Here is an 18,312-nt window from a genome sequence, read left to right on the forward strand (position 1 = left end):
TACCATGGAAACGAAAATCAAGATTGGCATCAGCGCATGCCTTTTAGGTGAAAATGTCCGGTACGATGGGCAGAATGCCTTGGCTCGCCATATCACGGGGCCATTGGCGGAGTATCTTGATTTTTATCCAATATGCCCGGAGGTTGGCTGTGGTATGGGAGTACCGCGAGAGCCTGTCCGCCTGGTAGGGACACTGGAAAACAACAAGCTCATGGGACGAGAAAGTGGCAAAGACTGGACTGGGATTATGCGCACTTGGGCAGAAAAAACACTGCCACAAATAGAGGAAAAACAGCTCTGCGGTTTCATATTCAAGGCAAAATCGCCCTCCAGCGGCATGTGCAGAATAAAAATCTACCCCGAAGAAGGCGGGCAACCAAACAGCTATGCTGGAACCGGTCTCTTTGCGGGCATGCTCATGGAGCGCTATCCGCTCTTGCCTGTGGAGGACGAGGGGCGACTCCATGACATTGTACTCCGTGGCAATTTCATTGAACGCCTGTTCGTGGAGCACAGATGGAACAAAATGCTTGCATCAGGCAGAAATATGAAAAACATCATCGATTTTCATTCCCGACACAAAATGCTTATCCGTTCCCATGACGTCACGCTGTATCGCGCTCTGGGAAAACTTGTTGGTGAAGGAAAGCACATGGGGCTTGAGAAACTCTTTGAAAGCTATCATGCTCTCATGAGCACTGCCCTGGCAAAAAAACCGACCATCAAAAAAAATGTTGATGTTCTCATGCATATAATGGGTTATTTCAAAAAACTGCTGACAACAGACGAAAAAAAAGAATGCCTCGAACTTATCGGGAATTACAAGACCAATCTTCTACCGCTTATCGTCCCCGTTACGCTCATGAACCATTACGTACGTAAGTATGATGTCGCCTATCTGAATGAGCAATATTACCTGAATCCCCATCCACTCGAGCTGAAATTGCGAAACCATGCATAAACATCAGACATGAAGAGAAGCTTCCGGCTCAAGGATAAGAGGCACTCCCCTCACGTCCCCCCCACTCTCCAGCCATGCCCGGATTTCCCGTCGGTTCCGGGATACTACAGGAGGCGGACAGTCATAAGCGGCCTGCTCAAGCAACCCCGCCGCCATATCTGGATAATGCTTGACGGCGCTAAGGCAGGCCAAGAGATTCAAACAAAGAGTATTCATAGGAAATCCGAGTGTCATGGCTTTTCCCAAAGGAAGCATGACCTCACGATATCGGCGGGCTTTGTAGTATGCCACAGCCAGTTCGAAATGGACTGCATGGACATCTGGCAGCAAGGTGGCCACTCTCTCCCTTTCAGCGACGGAATAGGTCCATTCATCGCGAGAAGTCCACACTCCACCAATTGAACACAACCTCACAGCGAACCCGAACTTTCTCACGCGGGAAACGACCTCGCCTATGCCCACTGAGGGGAGAAAAAAATCGAGCCGTTGACAACCAGCCAACCTCATTTCTTGCAAGAGTTCACAGGATGGCTCTTGGTTCAACCGCGCTGTCCAAAGTATGTTGACTCCCGCTTCTCGTAAGGCCGCACACAACTGAAGACCATACTCATTATCCGAAAAGATCTCCCGATCTTCGAAAGTGAACACTTTGAGACATGTGCTCCGAATGGACTCAAGAACTTCTTCGAGCGTCAGTACCTGTCCTTCACGAAACACGCCAACACACGACTCTCCCCATGGCCCATTTTTCCCGCTGGGCTGAGGAGACATGACGTCAATATACATATTCCACCCCGGATCGTCTGTTTTTTGGCGTAATGACGAATCCGGGATGGAGGTATACAAAGACCATGCCGAATAACAGGACTCCCGCCACTTTCAGATTCCATCGCAAAAAAACTCAAACTCCCACTAGTCGGGAATTTGAGTTTTTTTTACGATTAAAAAGCAACGGCTTTTTAATTATTTCATCACCCTCAGGCGATGTGATTCTTCATTTTTCAGGGTGACTAGCTAACCTTGCTTCCTGGATCAACAGCACCAGATGGAGTCAAAAGTTCCAGACCATCCCCGCTCTTTACAGCCAAAATCATCCCCTGAGAAAGCTGCTTACGAAGTTTGCGAGGTTTCAGGTTGGCAACAATAACCACTTGTTTATCTACCAAATCATCCGGCGCAAAAGAATCCGCAATTCCAGCCACAACCTGGCGCAACTCTTCTTCTCCGGTATCAACCCGAACAAGCAGAAGGCGGTCGGCATCGGGATGTTTTTCAACTTCTTTTACTGTGCCGACCCGTAAATCGAGTTTTTGAAAATCCTCGAAATCGATAAATTCAGTTCCACACTTTTCTTCTTTGGCTTTCTTGCACTTCTTGGCCTTGCCTTTGCTTTTCTCCGCTTGAGGCTTGCAATCTTCCGGTTTCGGCTCCGGCAGGTCCACCCGTGGGAACAGGTTTGATGTTTCAGCAACAGTATCACCCGATTCAAGCAATCCCCAAACATCTAATTCCTTGGGAAGATTAACCTTTTCAGGATCGAAAGTAATGCCGAGTTGGGAGAGCATCTTCTCACTTGCTTCCGGCATAACCGGCCACAAGTGGACTGCTATCTTACGCATATTTTCAAGCAGAACATAGATCACAGTGGACAAACGCCCTGTGTTTTCTTCTTTGAAAAGCGTCCATGGAGCAGTGGCATCAATATACTTGTTGAGGCCACGAACTAATTCCCACAATCCTTCAAGACCCCTCGAGAATTTCAATTCCAGAAAATTGTCTTGAAAGGATTGCATGGCAATCTGACCAAGCTTTTTGATTTCCGCATCCACCAAGTCTTCCACATCGGGCCTGGGAATAATACCCTGAAAATACTTGTGGGTCATGGAAAGAGTTCGATTGAAAAGATTACCTAAGTCGTTGGCGAGTTCCGCATTCAAACGGCCGACAAGGGCTTCTTCAGAAAAGCTCGAATCCTGACCAAATGACATGTCACGCAATAGAAAATACCGAAAGGCATCCAACCCATAAGTATCCTTCATTGCCAATGGTTCAACAACGTTACCGATAGATTTGGACATTTTGGTATCCTTGACCAGCCAGTAACCATGAACATTCAGAGACTGATACGGTTCAATACCTGCTGCCTTCAGCATGGTCGGCCAGAAAATGGCATGTGGCTTGAGGATATCCTTTGCCACGAGATGATTGGCTTTGGGCCAGAACTTCTCGAATTTCTTTCCATCAGGGTAACCAAGAGCAGAAAGGTAATTGATGAGCGCATCAAACCAGACATACGTGACGTAATCCTTGTCAAAGGGCAGCTCGATTCCCCAAGTCAAACGAGATTTTGGCCTGGAAATGCACAAATCCTCGAGTTCTCCGGACTCAAGAAGACTCATGACTTCATTCTTGTACCGCTCAGGACGAATGAAATCAGGATTCTTGTTGATGTGCTCTTTAAGCCACCCTTGATACTTGGACATCTTGAAGAAATAATTCTTTTCGGCGATGTATTCCGGCGTGGTCTGATGATCCGGGCATTTCCCATCCACCAATTCCTTCTCGGTATAAAAACGCTCACAGCCGAAACAATAGTGCCCACCATATTCACCGAAATAGATATCACCGGAGTCATAGACTTTCTGAAGGATTGTCTGAACAACTTCGATATGACGAGGCTCGGTGGTCCGAATGAAATCATCATTGGAAATGTTCATGTTGGGCCAAAGATCCTTGAACAGGGAGCTGATAGTATCCACATACTCCTGCGGGGACTGCCCCTGGGCCTCAGCAGCCTGAACTATCTTGTCACCATGTTCATCCGTTCCGGTGAGAAAATAGGTCTCCTCGCCCATCAATTTGTGAAACCGAGTCAGAGAGTCGGCAACCGTTGTGGTATACGCATGTCCCAAGTGGGGCTTTGCATTCACATAGTAAATAGGCGTGGTGATGTAAAAACGTTCCAAACCAAATCTCCTTGTCCCACCCCCCGGTATGAGGAGCAAGAACGTTTACTTCCTGGGTCTGCGCCGACGGCGTCTTGGCCTACGTGACCGTTTGTTTTTATCTTCTCCGGAGCTTTCCACTCCGCCCTTCTGAGCGGGCTTGTCCGGCTGATCTCCCGTCTTGCGGGGAGTATCCTGGCGGGGGCGATCCGATTTTGACTGATCCTGCTTAGTGCGATCCTGCTTGGGACGCTCTCCGCGCGGCCGATCCTGTCCACTCTTTTCAGACTGTCCCTTGGGTTTGCCGGAACGGCGATCCTTCCCTTTGGATGGCGAGGCTGTCTCTGCCCCTGATGCATCACTTTTTCGAGCCTCACTTCCTCCCGCAGGAGCAGCAGGCTTTCTCGGAGCACGACGGGCACGAGCCCCCTGGCTTCGTGCCTCTGCAATGGCATCTTCACTCGGCGGCTTGTTAACCATTTCATTCCATTCGTCAATGGAAACTTCCTTTTCCTCAAATCCCTCTGTCAGCAATGACAAGGATTTCTTGAAGAAATTGGACCTGAGGACCTTTACGGTTCCCATGGAAGTTGTGTATTTTTTGCCAACACGAGGACACATGCGGTGAAATTCTTCATACCCTTGCTGCTCAAAACTCAAACAACAGAGAAGACGACCACAAATGCCTGAAATTTTAGTTGGATTCAAAAAGAGGTTCTGTTCCTTAGCCATCTTGATAGTCACCGGAACAAATTTGCGCATAAAGCGTCTGCAACAACAAATTTGTCCGCAATTCCCTATTGCGCCAAGCATTTGTGTTTCATGGCGCACGCCTATCTGACGCAGCTCAATCCGGGTTCTGTATTCACGAACAAGATCCTTGATAAGCTCGCGAAAATCAATCCGCCCTGGCGCAGTAAAATAGAAAATCATCTTGGAACGATCGAAATAAACCTCCACATCAACCAGCTTCATACCGAGTTTGTGCTTGGTGATACACTTACGGCAATATTGATAGGCATCTTTGGAAAGTGCTTCATTTTCGGCCACGGACTCCATGTCCTTTTCATTGGCAAGACGATAAATGGCTTTATGGCCTTCTTCGTCCTCACTTTCATTTTCTACCGGGGCCTGTCGTGTCAGAATGACCTTCCCCAGCCCCATACCCTGATCAGTCTTGACGATAACATGCTGACCTTCACGAACAACGAAAGGCCCGGATCCAAAATAATAGACCTGCCCGTAATCGTTAAATTTAACACCAAGTATCTGGCTCATTGAATGGTTCCCTGTCTATATATATCCCGTTTTTGCGGGGGAGAAAGTGTCTTGCGAGGAGAGTAACATATTAGAAAAAGGCGGCTTGAGCAAATCAAGGTAAAGACAACAAAACCGGGCGAATGCTCAGGTTGCATAGGCCCGGTTTGACAGGAAAAGAGTGTTTATTCTAAAGAAGTCCGAGGCTTTTCACCTCTGTCATCAGCTTTTCTTCATCAATGGGTTTGACAAGGTACGATGTTGCACCGCCGAGAAAGAAAGCATCATGTGTTTCCTTTTCATCATCAAGCATGGTGGTGACAATGACCTTTGCCTCAGTCTGAGGGCCGACATCAAATTCTTTTTCAATGGCTCGAATTTCTCGGAGAGCCTGCTGTCCATCAAGTTCCGGCATCAACAAATCCAGACAGATAAGGTCGTATGGCTCTTCTTCATCAAGACCCCGCCGAAAAGCTTCAATAGCTTCCTCCCCGTTGACTGCTATGTCACAGTGAGCAACAGGCCGAAGGATCTCATGAATCATATTACGACTATAAAAATCATCATCCACGATCAACGCTTTCATTCTCGCCCTCCCGGAGTCAAGTTTTCTCCCCTCAAAAGTACAGGACTTTTCGCATTTTTATTGAAAAAATGCAACCACCTTGGACTTTTATCCATTCTCAAATTCCCTATAATTGAAATTTTTCCCCTTCTCTCGCCATATCAAAATCCACACCGCACGTATTCCATTGCTTGCACAACCTGTCAAAAATAGCATCAACTTCTGAATCTGACCGTGATGTTTCATGGTGAGTAAGAAAGGTTTTTCCCACTCCCGCTCTTCTCGCCAATTCCAAGGTTTTCTCAAAAGTGGAATGGCCCCATCCTTGCTTGGTACGATATTCTTCCTCCGTATACTGGGCGTCAGCGATGAAAACATCAACCCCCTGAAGACAGTCTTCTAAAGCCTGACAACGCTCACTGACAACTTCCTCATACTCTTCATACCCATCGTCATCCGGCTGGTATATATTGAAATGAGGTTCATGATCGCCCGTGAAAAAAATCGTTTTCCCTTCGCACTTGATCTTGCAGCCAAAATTCATGGCAGGATGATTCATCAGGTGAGTTGAAACCGTGGCAAAGCCAAGATCCACAACGTGACCGTCCGTCAAAGTTTCATAAACGATATCAGCTTGCAACTCTACCACTCGTACAGGAAAATGAGGGTACGCCATCTGCCTGGACAACACCGTTTCTATGCCCGTCATGGCGACAGGATCCGGGGGACCGTAAATAGCCACCTTGTTGCCGGGTTTGAACAGAGGGAGGAAAAATGGCGCTCCCTGAATGTGATCCCAATGAGTATGTGAAATGAAAAGGTGACAATCCAACAAATCTCTCGGCGCCAACTCCATACCGAGTTCACGGATACCTGTTCCGGCATCCAAGATAATGAGTTCATCATTCTCAGTACGAATTTCTATACAGGTTGTATTCCCCCCGTATTTGACGGTATCTGGCCCGGGAGCGGGGAGAGAGCCACGCGTTCCCCAAAAACGAAACCGCATCAGTCCGCCTCCCCGAGCTTAATGAAAATCCGAGCATTCTCAACTTCTTCATCCAGATTCGGCAATTCAGCGATCAATCCCTCCAGATCAAGAGAGAATCGATCCTGAATGGACCTGGGCAGCGGTTGTATATTGTAATCACCTGCTGATCCGAATGCGAGTTTTTTACTAATCTGATCCGCCGCAAAAACACAATCCACCAGTTGAGAAGGTTCGCCAACCGTCGGTGAATGATGACGAGATATTGCATCTATCAAATCCAAGGGCAAATTCCATTTTTCCGCAAGCATAGCCCCTATCTCAGCATGAGAGACGCCAACAACGGCCATTTCCTCGATTCCAAGAATTGAATGGTTTTCAGCTAACTGCCTGGCAACCTGAGCAAATTCCTTTGGCATGGACAAAGCAAAAACAACCTTGCCAATATCATGCAACAACCCGGCTGCAAAATAATCAGCAGCTTCATCTCTGGAAACACCGAGCATGGTGCCCAACATCCGGGTTGCGGCAGCTACGGCCAGCGAATGGAGCCAAAATGCTCCCATATCCAACCCTGCTTTATTCGACTTGGGCATGGTTCCAACGGCAGCCAGTCCCAAAGCCATGTTTTTCAGGGTATTCAATCCCAAATAGACACTGGCATGATTGATGGATGTAATTTCCCGAGACAGACCAAAATATGGAGAATTGGCCAAACGAAGAATCTTCAAAGTAAAGACAGGGTCCTTCTTGATGACTTCCACCAACTCTTTCTGTGAACAGTTGATATCATTGGAAAGCTTAAGAACCAAATGGACACTTTTCGGAAAAGCGGGCATCTGTTCCACAGCATTCAAAAATTTATCTTTCACGTCCGGCATGAGTCTCTCATGATGTAGTATCCCTTCCCCTATCCACGATGCGTGAACTCGACAAGCCGATAAAATGGGGATTCCAATGCTCCTCATATTACAGAAATATTCATATTTGGCAAGGAGATCAAGGCCTAGCAACGCGGAGAGAGAAGTCCCTGCCCCGTCCCCATTGAGCAGTTACCTGACCATATCTACCTGTCGCAAAAACAGGGACACCGACAGCTTTCACCACCTCTTTATGCGGGAAACCGTATTGATTGAGATACCCGCTTGAACACACGGCGCAGAAAGGTGAAATTTTCCCATAAAATGCAGGAACCAGACTCGACTTACTTCCATGATGAGGCAGGACCAAAATATCAGCCCTCAAATCCACCCCAGAGTCCATCATAGCCTTGATACCGTTCTCTTCCACATCACCGGGAATGAGAGCCAAAGAATGTTCTCGCCGCATAAGACGGAGGACTAGGGATCGTTCATTGGCATGGCGATTCTTGTAGTCTAATGCAGGGTGCAGGACATCCAAAGAGATATCACGTCCAAGAGCAAGACGCTGTCCAGCATGAAGTGTCACAGGAACAAGCTTTTTTTTCTCAAATGCAGCTCTGAGCCTTTTCCCGGTCCGCCCACGCGGCAGAGTGCCATTGCCGTAAAAAGCACCAACATCAAACCGGGAAAGTATAAATGGCAAACCATGGCTATGATCCACATCAGGATGGCTCATGAAAACCCCATCCAACCGGGGCGGTCTGCCAAATGTCAATGTTGGCGCAACGACAGCTTCACCAAAATCAAAATGGCGCGATCCCGCACCTCCGTCGATGAGCCAACGGTGTCCGCCCGGAACAGACACAACCACCGCTTGTCCTTGTCCGACATCAAGAAGCGTCACCTTGACCACATCCTCTGTATCAGCCGCCATGATTGCCACATGAGGCCAGACCATGAACAGAAACCCAACAGCGGTCAATACTGGAAAAAAGCGTCTCTTGGACCAAGCGACCAGAGCAAGTAACAACAGAAGGCACACACCGAGCATCTCCGGCCATAAAGGTCTGAGGACTGAAAAGACGGGTGTCAGACCATACTCTCCTGCCATGGCAAGCACCGAAAGCAGCCAATTCATGACAATCGAACTCCCCGCGAGCAAGCTCCCTCCGACCGGAACAGTCCAGCTAAATGTGCACAAAAGGGTTCCGAGAATACCCATGGGCATCACGATAAATCCAAGAGTTGGTAGCCAAATGACATTGAAAAGTATGTTTGGACAGAACGAACCGAATGTCCGAGAGACCAGCGGCAAAAGAGCAGTCGTGGCGCAGAAACTCACTCCAAGCACACCGGCCGCCCAGAGAAAAGGTGTCAGGCCCCAATGACTGCCCGCCATGAAGAATCGTCGTATGACAGGGTACATCAAACCAATGCCAGCAACGGCCAGGGCAGACATTTGAAGGGACAGATCATAAAGAGCGAGGGGATACGCAAAAATGATCACGACGAGCGCAAAAAAAAGCCCATCCAGGAGAACTCGCCCGCGCCCCTGAAGGAGCAAAGCGCCCCAAAATCCAAACATGATCGCCGACCGTGTCAGCGAAGGAGAAGGCTGTCCCAACCAAGCATAGGCTGCGACCAGAGGAGCCGCGCAGAAAACCGCCAATTTCGGCCGGGGAATTAGGAGCAGCAGATCGGGAGAGAGCCGACCAATGAGCCATGCCAAGGCGAATCCCATTGCAGCTACAAACCCAACGTGAAGACCTGATAATGCCAATGTATGAGCAAGTCCGGCTGCACGCATTGCAGCGGATGTCTCCAATTCTATTTGAGATCGATCACCAGTGACAAGAGCCAAAACCATAGCTCCGCCCTGGGTGTCGGGAATGTGTTCCGCCACGAGATGGCGCACCCGCACTTTCAAGGCACCAAGAGACGAGCGAACACCATCCCCCCACACCAACTCACGCCCTTGGCCCACACGCCATGCTCGCCAAAAGACACCCTGCCTCTGCCAGTACCACGAAAAATCCCAGGCACCGGGATTGGTGAATCCGTGAAGAGGTACCACTCGCATGAACGCGGTGACGGTCTGCCCTTCCAATGGTGTCACATCCGGCTTTCGCCAAGTCCAAGCCAATTTGCCGGGCAACCCTTCTTTCCGCTCCCCGACCTGGCAGGTTATTTCTCGCAAAAGAATCCTGAATCGCCCATCAATGCGCGGCTCAACCCGATCCACCGTTCCCGTTACCCTGACGGCAGTACGAGATGTCATCCAGATAGGAATCTCAACCGGAGCAGGCGTCCACAGACTAGTGTAACCAAAGCCACACCCGGCGCATAATAGAAAAAGGAGAAAAGGCACTCGTGAAGCCCGACCGCGCAAAGAAAAATCGACAAAGAGAAGAAGTCCTAACGCCGTCAGAGACGGCACCGGATATTTGAAAGAAAATATCCCTGCGCAGAAAGCAAGAAAAAGACTCTGCCATGGAAGCAGCCCCGCAAGAGGCGGGACCATGTCCGGTCGGGAACAGCGATCACACACTCTCCCCTCCCATATGGTTTAGATCAGCCGCAGCTGATCATCGTCTTCCAGACGCAACTTAAGGTGCTGGTATGCTTTAGCAGTAGCTACCCGGCCGCGAGGGGTACGTTTCAAGAAACCGCACTGAATAAGATATGGTTCATAAATGTCCTCAATGGTCCGAACTTCCTCGGCACAGGCGGCGGCAATTGTCTTGAGGCCAACCGGCCCACCATTGAAATTCTCCACCATCAACGTGAGTATTTTCCTATCCATATTGTCCAGCCCATGCTGATCCACATCCAACCGTTCCAATGAGGATTCAGCAATCTCACGAGTGACGACGCCACTTCCGTGCACCAACGCATAATCTCGCACCCTGCGCAGCAAACGGTTGGCAATGCGAGGCGTTCCCCGAGCACGGCGGCCAATGGCGAGAGCCCCCTCTTCCTCCACCTCCACATCAATGATCCCGGCTGCCCGCTGAACAATACGACCAAGCTCTTCAGGAGAATAGAATTCAATGCGAAAGATGCAACCAAAACGATCACGAAGAGGGGAAGTCAGCAGGCCGAGTCTCGTGGTAGCGCCAACGAGGGTAAACGGCTCCAGATCGAGCTTGACAGTTCGAGCACCCGGCCCGGACCCGATTACCAGATCGATCTGAAAATCTTCCATGGCCGGATATAAGACTTCTTCTACCGTGGCGGGCATGCGGTGAATTTCATCTATAAACAGGATATCACCTCTGTCCAGATTGGTCAGGATCGCGGCAAGGTCACCGGAACGTTCAATGACGGGACCGGACGTTGAGACCATATTTACACCCAATTCACTGGCCATTATCCGTGCCAGAGTCGTCTTGCCCAGCCCCGGATTGCCATAGAAAAGTGTGTGATCAAGAGGACGACCTCGCTCCGTAGCAGCCCGGATAAAAACATCTAGATTGCACCGCAGGTCTTCCTGACCAATGAAATCACTCAGTCTTTTAGGCCTGACATTTTCTTCGGGAAGAGTGCACTTACTCATGAACGTGCCGCGTTGATTTTCTTGAGAACCGCACGAATAGCACCAGCGGCTTCAAGGTCGGGTTCTTCATCAAAAACAGCCATGATCATGGGACGAACTTCGTCTTCGGAATACCCCAGCCCCTTCAGCCCGGCGAGGGCATCAAGGTATTCCCCCTGCGGCCCCTGAGGGGCTCCAGCAGAATGAACCCTCGCTGTGGTCTGGGTCAGCTTATTCACTTTATCCTTGAGATTCCACAATATCTGCTTGGCCGATTTCGGGCCAATACCAGGGACTCGCGACAACATGTCCACATCCTCGCGAAACGCGATTTCGCGCAAATGGTCGGCGTCGTACATGGACAGGATCGCGAGCGCCTTCTTTGGGCCCAGCTTATCAATAGAAATGAGCGTACGGAATAAATCCAGGTCATCGGCCTCTAAAAAACCAAATAGATCAATCGCTTTTTCCGCCACCTGTGTGTGAATAAACAGTGCAATGTCACCGCCTTGTCCGGGCAGCTTGGCCACCACAGATGTCGGTGCAGCAACCTCATATCCCACACCTCCCGGCGTCAGAACAACCAGACCCTGTTCATCCGCAGAAAGGAGCGACCCCTGTAAATATCCGATCATGCAAAGCCTCCGTTGCACGGTTATTAGCCCATTACCGGACGCAATTCAAAGGGAATGGTTGTCAACTTTTCGCACCGGAGTCAATACCGGCACAGCTGAACGATAAAAGGAAAGAAAGAAAATGACTCTATAACGAATGAAAAAGCATTCTGGCACTGGTAGAAAAGACTTGCCTTGAGTCCCACAAGAGAACCATCAGCATCCGGTGAGCCTCCGCATCCGGCGCTCATTCAGATGACAAATGGCAATAGCCAATGCGTCTGAAGCATCTTCCGCCCAATCTGGTTTTTTGACACCCAAACAATGCGCGACCATAAAAGCGACCTGATCCTTGGGCGCATTCCCCAATCCGACAAGGTTCTTTTTAACCTTGGTCGGTTCATACTCCGAAACAGGAATATTATTGATGGCGCAGGCTGCCATTGCAGCTCCCCTCGCCTGTCCCAGCTTCAGGGCAGACGAGGGGTTTTTTGAAACAAAAACATTCTCAATAGCGGCTTCCACCGGCCCATGAGTCCGAATGAGAATTTGCAGCCGATCAAAGATGACACCCAATCGGGTCGCCATATCCTTTTTGACCGGGGTACGAATAGTGCCGGTCTCAATAAGAGAGGTTTGTCCTGATACTTCCCGGACAATGCCATACCCGGTCACACGAGAGCCAGGGTCCAGTCCTATGACGACCAATCCGCGACCTGCCACGAATTACTCTTCCTCGAACAGTTCGTCAGGAAAATCTGCGTTAAGATAAACCTTCTGTACATCGTCATTATCTTCCAGCACATCGAACAATGCCATGACCTTTTTACCAGTCGCAACATCCACAGGGACGAGATTCTCTGGAACCTGACCAAACTCGGCAGATTGATATTCCATCTCAGCATCAACAAATGCCTGCTGTACAGCCATGAAATCTCCAGGAGCAGTCAGCACGGTGAAGGTGTCACCATCATCCACGATATCCTCGGCTCCAGCTTCCAGGCCAACCAGCATCAGATCGTCTTCGGTAAACTTTTCTTTCTCGAAAACGATGATGCCCTTTTTGTTGAACATATACGCCACAGCTCCAGCTTCAGCCATATTGCCATTGTGCTTGGTAAAGGCGTGACGAATCTCCGCAACCACACGGTTTTTATTATCCGTGGCAACATCGACCAACATGGCCACACCGCCAGGGCCGTACCCTTCGTACAGAATCTCCATGATATCACCACCGGCCAATTCGCCAGTGCCCTTCTTGATGGCATTGTCGATCTTGTCCTTGGGCAGGTTAACCGCTTTTGCCTTCTGAATGGCAAGACGGAGACCAGAGTTATCTTCCGGGTTACCGCCGCCAGCCTTGGCCGCGAGGATAATGTCCTTGGCCGCCTTGGTGAAAAATTTGGCTTTTTTAGCGTCCTGGCGCCCTTTGCGATGCTGGATATTAGCCCATTTACTATGCCCTGCCATACTTCCTCCTGAGTAGTATAAAAAAATATCCTGTTTTATTCTGAGCCGTCGACTTTATCCGTCCGCGCCCTTAAAGCCAAGGGCGACGATAAATATCTCCTTGCTTTCAGAACGCGAACTGTACGGTTTAAAATTCTTTATCTTGCCAAAATAGGGACGCAAAGCATCCCGAAAATCCTTGGTGTCGCCACTCTCAAAAATCTTGACCGTAAAATGACCGCCCGTTTTGAGATACTTGAGTGCAACTTCAAAAGCCCGCTCACACAACTCCAGACTGTTTGCCTGATCGGCAAATTTAATTCCGGTTGTCTTGGGGGCCATATCACTGATAATAAGGTCAAAAGGCCGCAACGGTTCCATTGCTTCCAATAATTCGGGAGCATCGGAAAAAACATCTGCCTGCAAAAAAGTAATATTTTCAGGAAAGCTATGTTTCGTCTCCTGAATATCGACACCAAGCACATGCCCGGTCTTACCAACCCGCTCTCCAGCAAACTGAGTCCACGACCCAGGAGCTGCTCCGAGGTCGAGAACGGTCTGGCCCGGCTTGAAAAGCTTGAACCGCTTGTCCATCTCCTTGAGCTTGTAGACGGATCGGGCGGCGTAGTTTTCCTTTTTGGCCCTTTTAAAGTACTTATCCTGATATTGTTTCATGGCAACGCTCCTTGATCGGCGTGGAGCGTTTCCCTACCCGAATATACCGAAAAAGCCAAGTGCAGTCACGTGACCAGACCTGTCAGAATCCGCATAATAAATGAGTTGGGCAACCTACAGACCCTTCCCGATGGCCCGAATCAATTCGAAGTAATCCCAGGTGCCAAAAATCTTATTTGCCTCGGTCTTGGTCCGGAACCAGCTGAAATTAAAAAATTATTCCCACAGTATACACACGCATACTTCATAGAATGCCCGACCATGCAATCGCAAATTCAATCATGGGACAAAAGGGTTCCATCCGGTTTTCTCCCATTAGACCCTCAACTTTTTACTCCAGAACTGGCGGCGCAGAGTACGATTATACGATATAGGCCAGGTCTCAAGGCCTTTCCGTCATTCTGGGCCCCTCTAACGGCACGGGTGGCTCTGGGCCATACGATCCTCACGCCTCAATCACAAATAGCCTGGCTCCCCTTCGCTGAAAACGATCTCCTGGTCAGAGAACTTCTCCATGCTTTGGAAGCCAGAGGGTATACTGTCCGCACCATCAATCAGGAGCACTTGGAACGCTCGCCAGGCACAGCTCTCCCCGCTTTCATGGAGCATGAGACTCCTGCGTTATTTCTTTCCGTCAACTTCAAGGGATTGGACCCCTTTGGGCTTGGCTTCAACATCCTGCGTGAAGCAGGTGTTAAAACAGGTATCTGGCTGGTGGATAATCCATTCAACATCCTCCCCTCAATAAAGTCCGGTTTTTGGAAAGAAGTCCCTCTTTTCGTCACGGATCACACTTTTATAACTCCCCTCAAAAGAGCCGGAGCATCAGAAGTCACTCATCTCCCCCTTGCGGCCTGTCCTGAATTATTCTCTCAGCCCGGCCCCCTGCCGGATCACGGCAACGACCTGGAAAACAAACTTGTTTTTGTCGGCCGTTCTGAATTCCCCAGAAAACAGAAATTTTTTGCAGGATTAAAACCACCCAAAGCCCAGATGGAACAGGCTGTCTCAATGCTCAGTCGTGGGGAGCGTCCTCACTTCCACTGGTGGCATAAGCAAATCCCATCCCGCCCCTGGCCGGGCAATGAGATTCGAACAGTAGGGATAGGCGCAGAAGTGACCGGGCAACGGTGGAAGCTCGACTGCCTCACGGCAGCCGGGGAAGAGACAGTCATTTTCGGTGACGATAAATGGCGTCAATACTCAGGGATAACAAACGACATTCGCCGATTTCTCGATTACTACGGAGCACTCCCCGCCGTGTACCACGCTGCAGGTGCGATACTCAACATCACGGGTATGCAACTCCCTGCCGGACTAACCCAGCGTCACTTTGATGTTTGGTGCGCTGGCGGCTTCCTCCTCACCGACGCCAACCCCGGTCTGACGATCTTTCCCGATTCGCTCACCACGCCCATTACATATAAGGTCACGGCAGATATCGGACCACTTTTCACTACCTTTCAAAAGAATGACTCCGATAAAATCACTTTACAAGACGCCTGGAAAAAAGAAATCCAAGAGCACCATACCTATCACAACAGACTTGAAACCCTCACTCAAGCTCTCGGGCTTCCCTGACTTTCCTGTAATAGATTCCGTCAAATAACTCTCCACACAATGAAAAAAGGTTGTGCCACTGCACAAAAAGGACTAATGATTTTCACTCCATTGGGGACGTAGCTCAGCTGGGAGAGCGCTGCCTTCGCAAGGCAGAAGTCGAGAGTTCAAATCTCTTCGTCTCCACCAAGAAAGACAAAGGGTTTCAAGTGATTACTTGAAACCCTTTTTTTATTTACCGCAATAAACACCACATTCCCACCACTTGCCCCCCTCATTTCAGACCCCAAAAGTCGACATCAGATAAAAAAAAGACAACTCTATTAACATGATCCTATTGGTGGATTATTTAGCAAACAGATGAAAATCAAGGGCAGAATCTCTCACTAGTTGGGATTCACCAATCCCGTGAAGATCACAAAGATCTTTGACATAATGAGGCCGACGCCGAACAGGACGACACTGTCGCATGATCACAACACATGTACAGACATCTACGCATCTAAGACGCCCTGTGAGTCGGCCGGACAGTCAGAAAGAGGACAAACTTTTAGCTACCCCTATTCATAATGACCTTGTGTAGAGAGTAACGGTTATGAGCAATCGCGCTCAGGCCAATAACACAAGGAGTCATCTTATGACTATTGAACTAGATGTTCGATTTAGATTTTCATCTGCTGGAAGACCGCTGACGAATGAAGTGTGCGTGAAACATGAAACCAGTTTCACTGAAACTGCGATCCAAATAGGATCCATGTTAATCCCGCTGTTGGCTAGCGCCATCAACATTTTTTTCGGAAGCTAACTCCTTCTGATTTTTTTTAACTGCTTCACTTGCTGGTGATTAATGCAAAAGCACAAATACCCGCTCTCTCAATCCCCCCTGTATAAACTGAGAACTAAAAAGAAACTTGCGCTTCTTTTAGGCCAATCTCTTGACGACTTACAAAAACTAGCCTCAAGTAACGACAACTACAAAGTATATACACTTTCTCCAAAGGGTAAGCTGGCCCACCCATACTTTTTAAAAAAAGAACGATTGGTTCAAGAAGTTCGACCACATCTAAAAAGTGTTCACGAACGAATTTTATCCCTATTAAAATGCGTAAAAACTTCTGATTATTTACACTCTGCGACTAAGGGAAAATCGCTACAAAACGAACGCGGAAACCCATCTCCCAAACAAAGCCGCCAATAAAGTAGATATTAAAAGTTTTTATGAATCGGTAACATTTGGCCGCATCTACCATTTTTTCAACAGCACGCTAAAGTGCAACGCAGATGTCGCACATCTTCTTACAAGATTATGTGCTTTCAAAAGGACTTTACCCACAGGGTCATGTATTAGCCCACTACTTTCATTCTGGACAAATGTTGGCATGTTTGACCAGCTTTCCACTTTTAGCAAATCACACAACCTTGCCATGACCTTATACGTCGACGACGTAACTTAGAAGTGGGTTCACTTTATCGGACCACTGAGCGGCGAATTTAAGGTGGACAGTTTTACGTGTTACGCCGCCTTGTGGGTCCATCCCAGAGGGGGTACCCCCTCTGGGATGGGACCGCTTTGATATATCTCCATCGGCTTGCGTCCGTCAAAGGTCTTATGAGGACGCCGATTATTGTAGAAGTTAAACCACCAGGCCAAGGCACTCCGCAGCTCACTTCCTGTCTCCAGTTCCCGCAAGTAGACACATTCGTATTTCAAAGACTTCCAGAGTCGTTCGATCATGACGTTATCCATCCAGCGTCCTCGGCCATCCATTGAAATGCGGATGCCAGCATCCCGCAGAGTCTTTGTGAATTCATAGCTGGTGAACTGGCTCCCCTGGTCTGTGTTGAATATCTCAGGTTCTCCATAACGGTTGATCGCATCCTCCAAAGCTACGACACAAAAGTCGGCCTCCATCGTATTCGACAAACGCCACGACAATACTGCCCGGCTATGCCAATCCATGATTGCCACGAGATACAAGAAGCCTCGTTTCATCGGAATGTAAGTAATGTCGGTACACCAAACTTGATTTGGCTTTGTGATCTTCATGTTCCGCAACAAATACGGATATATTTTGTGCTGTGGATGAGGATCACTCGTCCTCGGTTTTTGGTAAATCGCCATCAAGCCCATCTTGCGCATAAGTCGTCTCACACGACCACGGCCAACCAGATGCCCTTCATCCCGCAGAATGTTGCGCATCTGGCGTGAGCCGAAAAATGGTAGCTCCATGAACAACTCGTCGATGCGTTTCATCAACTCCAAGTTATACGATGATTCGCCAATCGGCTGATAATAGTATGTTGAGCGTTGCAGTTTGAGGATTCTGCATTGTCGCCGGACGCTGAGTTGTGGATGCTCTTTGTCGACGACTTCACGCCTTCGCTCGCAGCTCAGATTTTGGCGAAGGCTTGTTGCAAAAAATCCTTCTCGATCAGAAGTTGGCCGATCTTAGCGTGCAGATCCTTGATATGTGCATCGTCCATTTGCTGGCTCTTCTCTGCCTTGCCAGAAAATGACGCGACAATACCTTCTTTGGCTTGTCGTTTCCACGTGGATATCTGGTTGGTGTGAACTCCATACTTGCTGGCCAGCTCGGAAAGTGTGTGCTCGCCAGACAAAGCGTCGAGGGCTACACGGGCTTTGAATTCAGCAGTAAATCTTCTTCTCTTCTTGGACATCGAAAAGCCTCCTTCGGCTATCATATGTCCACCTTATACTGTGGTCCAGTTTCTTAGACCCACTTCTCTTTTTCTGGTCAAAAACTATCAAAAGAAACCAGCTTCAATATCGATAAGATTATCGCCAGCTATGGATACAAACCCCATAAACAGCGTCTTTACACAGGCAATAAAGCAAAAGTCATTACAGGACTTGCCTTGTGCAATAACAGGCTGGATAT

The 18,312-nt window shown here is 48.8% G+C and carries 16 protein-coding genes and 1 tRNA gene; 4 read left to right on the top strand and 13 right to left on the bottom strand.

The genetic code is table 11. From position 1 onward, the window contains the following. The first annotated feature begins 4 nt into the window (after positions 1-4). Positions 5-961, top strand: a complete 957-nt coding sequence (locus BN4_RS04610; protein ID WP_015414192.1) for a YbgA family protein — start codon at positions 5-7, stop codon at positions 959-961. Between the two features lie 3 nt (positions 962-964). Here BN4_RS04610 and BN4_RS04615 read toward each other — a convergent pair whose 3' ends face one another. The 12 genes from BN4_RS04615 to BN4_RS04670 all read right to left on the bottom strand — a co-directional run bounded on the left by BN4_RS04615 (position 965) and on the right by BN4_RS04670 (position 13,852). After that, positions 965-1,747: a tetratricopeptide repeat protein gene (locus BN4_RS04615; RefSeq protein ID WP_015414193.1), complete on the bottom strand. Its 783-nt coding sequence runs from the start codon at positions 1,745-1,747 to the stop codon at positions 965-967. A gap of 224 nt (positions 1,748-1,971) precedes the next feature. After that, the gene (gene metG / locus BN4_RS04620) at positions 1,972-3,927 is read right to left on the bottom strand and encodes a methionine--tRNA ligase (RefSeq protein WP_015414194.1); all 1,956 of its coding nucleotides are present in this window, start codon (positions 3,925-3,927) and stop codon (positions 1,972-1,974) included. Positions 3,928-3,972: 45 nt separating this feature from the next. Further along, positions 3,973-5,184 carry a PSP1 domain-containing protein gene (gene ricT, locus BN4_RS04625; protein ID WP_015414195.1) on the bottom strand — a complete coding sequence of 404 codons (1,212 nt, stop codon included), beginning with the start codon at positions 5,182-5,184 and terminating at the stop codon, positions 3,973-3,975. A gap of 169 nt (positions 5,185-5,353) precedes the next feature. Further along, positions 5,354-5,749, bottom strand: coding sequence for a response regulator (locus BN4_RS04630; protein WP_015414196.1), 396 nt, complete (start codon positions 5,747-5,749; stop codon positions 5,354-5,356). A 106-nt stretch (positions 5,750-5,855) separates the two neighbouring features. Beyond that, complete coding sequence (locus BN4_RS04635) at positions 5,856-6,737, bottom strand: MBL fold metallo-hydrolase (protein WP_015414197.1); 882 nt, start codon at positions 6,735-6,737, stop codon at positions 5,856-5,858. Continuing rightward, positions 6,737-7,597: an HDOD domain-containing protein gene (locus BN4_RS04640; RefSeq protein WP_015414198.1), complete on the bottom strand. Its 861-nt coding sequence runs from the start codon at positions 7,595-7,597 to the stop codon at positions 6,737-6,739. Before BN4_RS04640 ends, BN4_RS04635 begins: the two co-directional genes overlap by 1 nt. A gap of 118 nt (positions 7,598-7,715) precedes the next feature. Next, positions 7,716-10,127, bottom strand: coding sequence for a DNA internalization-related competence protein ComEC/Rec2 (locus BN4_RS04645; RefSeq protein ID WP_015414199.1), 2,412 nt, complete (start codon positions 10,125-10,127; stop codon positions 7,716-7,718). Positions 10,128-10,145: 18 nt separating this feature from the next. After that, complete coding sequence (gene ruvB, locus BN4_RS04650) at positions 10,146-11,135, bottom strand: Holliday junction branch migration DNA helicase RuvB (RefSeq protein ID WP_015414200.1); 990 nt, start codon at positions 11,133-11,135, stop codon at positions 10,146-10,148. Further along, positions 11,132-11,749, bottom strand: coding sequence for a Holliday junction branch migration protein RuvA (gene ruvA, locus BN4_RS04655; protein ID WP_015414201.1), 618 nt, complete (start codon positions 11,747-11,749; stop codon positions 11,132-11,134). The genes ruvB and ruvA overlap by 4 nt, the downstream gene beginning before the upstream one ends. Positions 11,750-11,944: 195 nt before the next feature. Beyond that, the gene (gene ruvC, locus BN4_RS04660) at positions 11,945-12,451 is read right to left on the bottom strand and encodes a crossover junction endodeoxyribonuclease RuvC (protein WP_015414202.1); all 507 of its coding nucleotides are present in this window, start codon (positions 12,449-12,451) and stop codon (positions 11,945-11,947) included. Positions 12,452-12,454: 3 nt separating this feature from the next. Beyond that, positions 12,455-13,198 carry a YebC/PmpR family DNA-binding transcriptional regulator gene (locus BN4_RS04665; RefSeq protein ID WP_015414203.1) on the bottom strand — a complete coding sequence of 248 codons (744 nt, stop codon included), beginning with the start codon at positions 13,196-13,198 and terminating at the stop codon, positions 12,455-12,457. 54 nt (positions 13,199-13,252) lie between these two features. Beyond that, positions 13,253-13,852, bottom strand: coding sequence for an RlmE family RNA methyltransferase (locus tag BN4_RS04670; protein ID WP_015414204.1), 600 nt, complete (start codon positions 13,850-13,852; stop codon positions 13,253-13,255). Between the two features lie 261 nt (positions 13,853-14,113). Here BN4_RS04670 and BN4_RS04675 point away from each other — a divergent pair, with 261 nt between their 5' ends. The 3 genes from BN4_RS04675 (at position 14,114) to BN4_RS18045 (ending at position 16,610) form a co-directional block, all read left to right on the top strand. Then, the gene (locus tag BN4_RS04675; RefSeq protein ID WP_231856577.1) at positions 14,114-15,433 is read left to right on the top strand and encodes a glycosyltransferase family protein; all 1,320 of its coding nucleotides are present in this window, start codon (positions 14,114-14,116) and stop codon (positions 15,431-15,433) included. Positions 15,434-15,525: 92 nt separating this feature from the next. After that, positions 15,526-15,601 (top strand) — tRNA-Ala (locus BN4_RS04680). Between the two features lie 658 nt (positions 15,602-16,259). Continuing rightward, complete coding sequence (locus BN4_RS18045) at positions 16,260-16,610, top strand: hypothetical protein (RefSeq protein ID WP_015414207.1); 351 nt, start codon at positions 16,260-16,262, stop codon at positions 16,608-16,610. A 315-nt stretch (positions 16,611-16,925) separates the two neighbouring features. Here the strand turns inward: BN4_RS18045 and BN4_RS17640 are convergent. Further along, positions 16,926-18,091 (bottom strand): IS3 family transposase gene (locus tag BN4_RS17640; RefSeq protein WP_407635864.1). Its coding sequence is split into 2 segments (ribosomal slippage): positions 16,926-17,813 and positions 17,816-18,091, totalling 1,164 coding nucleotides; the frame shifts between segments, so codons are not numbered across the junction. Positions 18,092-18,312 lie beyond the last annotated feature (221 nt).

Origin of the sequence: Pseudodesulfovibrio piezophilus C1TLV30 (assembly GCF_000341895.1) — a bacterium.
GTDB lineage: Bacteria > Desulfobacterota > Desulfovibrionia > Desulfovibrionales > Desulfovibrionaceae > Pseudodesulfovibrio > Pseudodesulfovibrio piezophilus.

Bases quoted from the DNA above. Each gene is read 5' to 3' on its own strand.
- BN4_RS04610 (WP_015414192.1), top strand. From the start codon at position 5: ATGGAAACGAAAATCAAGATTGGCATCAGCGCATGCCTTTTAGGTGAA.
- BN4_RS04615 (WP_015414193.1), bottom strand. From the start codon at position 1,747: ATGTATATTGACGTCATGTCTCCTCAGCCCAGCGGGAAAAATGGGCCA.
- ricT (WP_015414195.1), bottom strand. From the start codon at position 5,184: ATGAGCCAGATACTTGGTGTTAAATTTAACGATTACGGGCAGGTCTAT.
- BN4_RS04630 (WP_015414196.1), bottom strand. From the start codon at position 5,749: ATGAAAGCGTTGATCGTGGATGATGATTTTTATAGTCGTAATATGATT.
- BN4_RS04635 (WP_015414197.1), bottom strand. From the start codon at position 6,737: ATGCGGTTTCGTTTTTGGGGAACGCGTGGCTCTCTCCCCGCTCCCGGG.
- BN4_RS04640 (WP_015414198.1), bottom strand. From the start codon at position 7,597: ATGCCGGACGTGAAAGATAAATTTTTGAATGCTGTGGAACAGATGCCC.
- ruvB (WP_015414200.1), bottom strand. From the start codon at position 11,135: ATGAGTAAGTGCACTCTTCCCGAAGAAAATGTCAGGCCTAAAAGACTG.
- ruvA (WP_015414201.1), bottom strand. From the start codon at position 11,749: ATGATCGGATATTTACAGGGGTCGCTCCTTTCTGCGGATGAACAGGGT.
- BN4_RS04665 (WP_015414203.1), bottom strand. From the start codon at position 13,198: ATGGCAGGGCATAGTAAATGGGCTAATATCCAGCATCGCAAAGGGCGC.
- BN4_RS04670 (WP_015414204.1), bottom strand. From the start codon at position 13,852: ATGAAACAATATCAGGATAAGTACTTTAAAAGGGCCAAAAAGGAAAAC.
- BN4_RS04675 (WP_231856577.1), top strand. From the start codon at position 14,114: ATGCAATCGCAAATTCAATCATGGGACAAAAGGGTTCCATCCGGTTTT.
- BN4_RS18045 (WP_015414207.1), top strand. From the start codon at position 16,260: ATGCAAAAGCACAAATACCCGCTCTCTCAATCCCCCCTGTATAAACTG.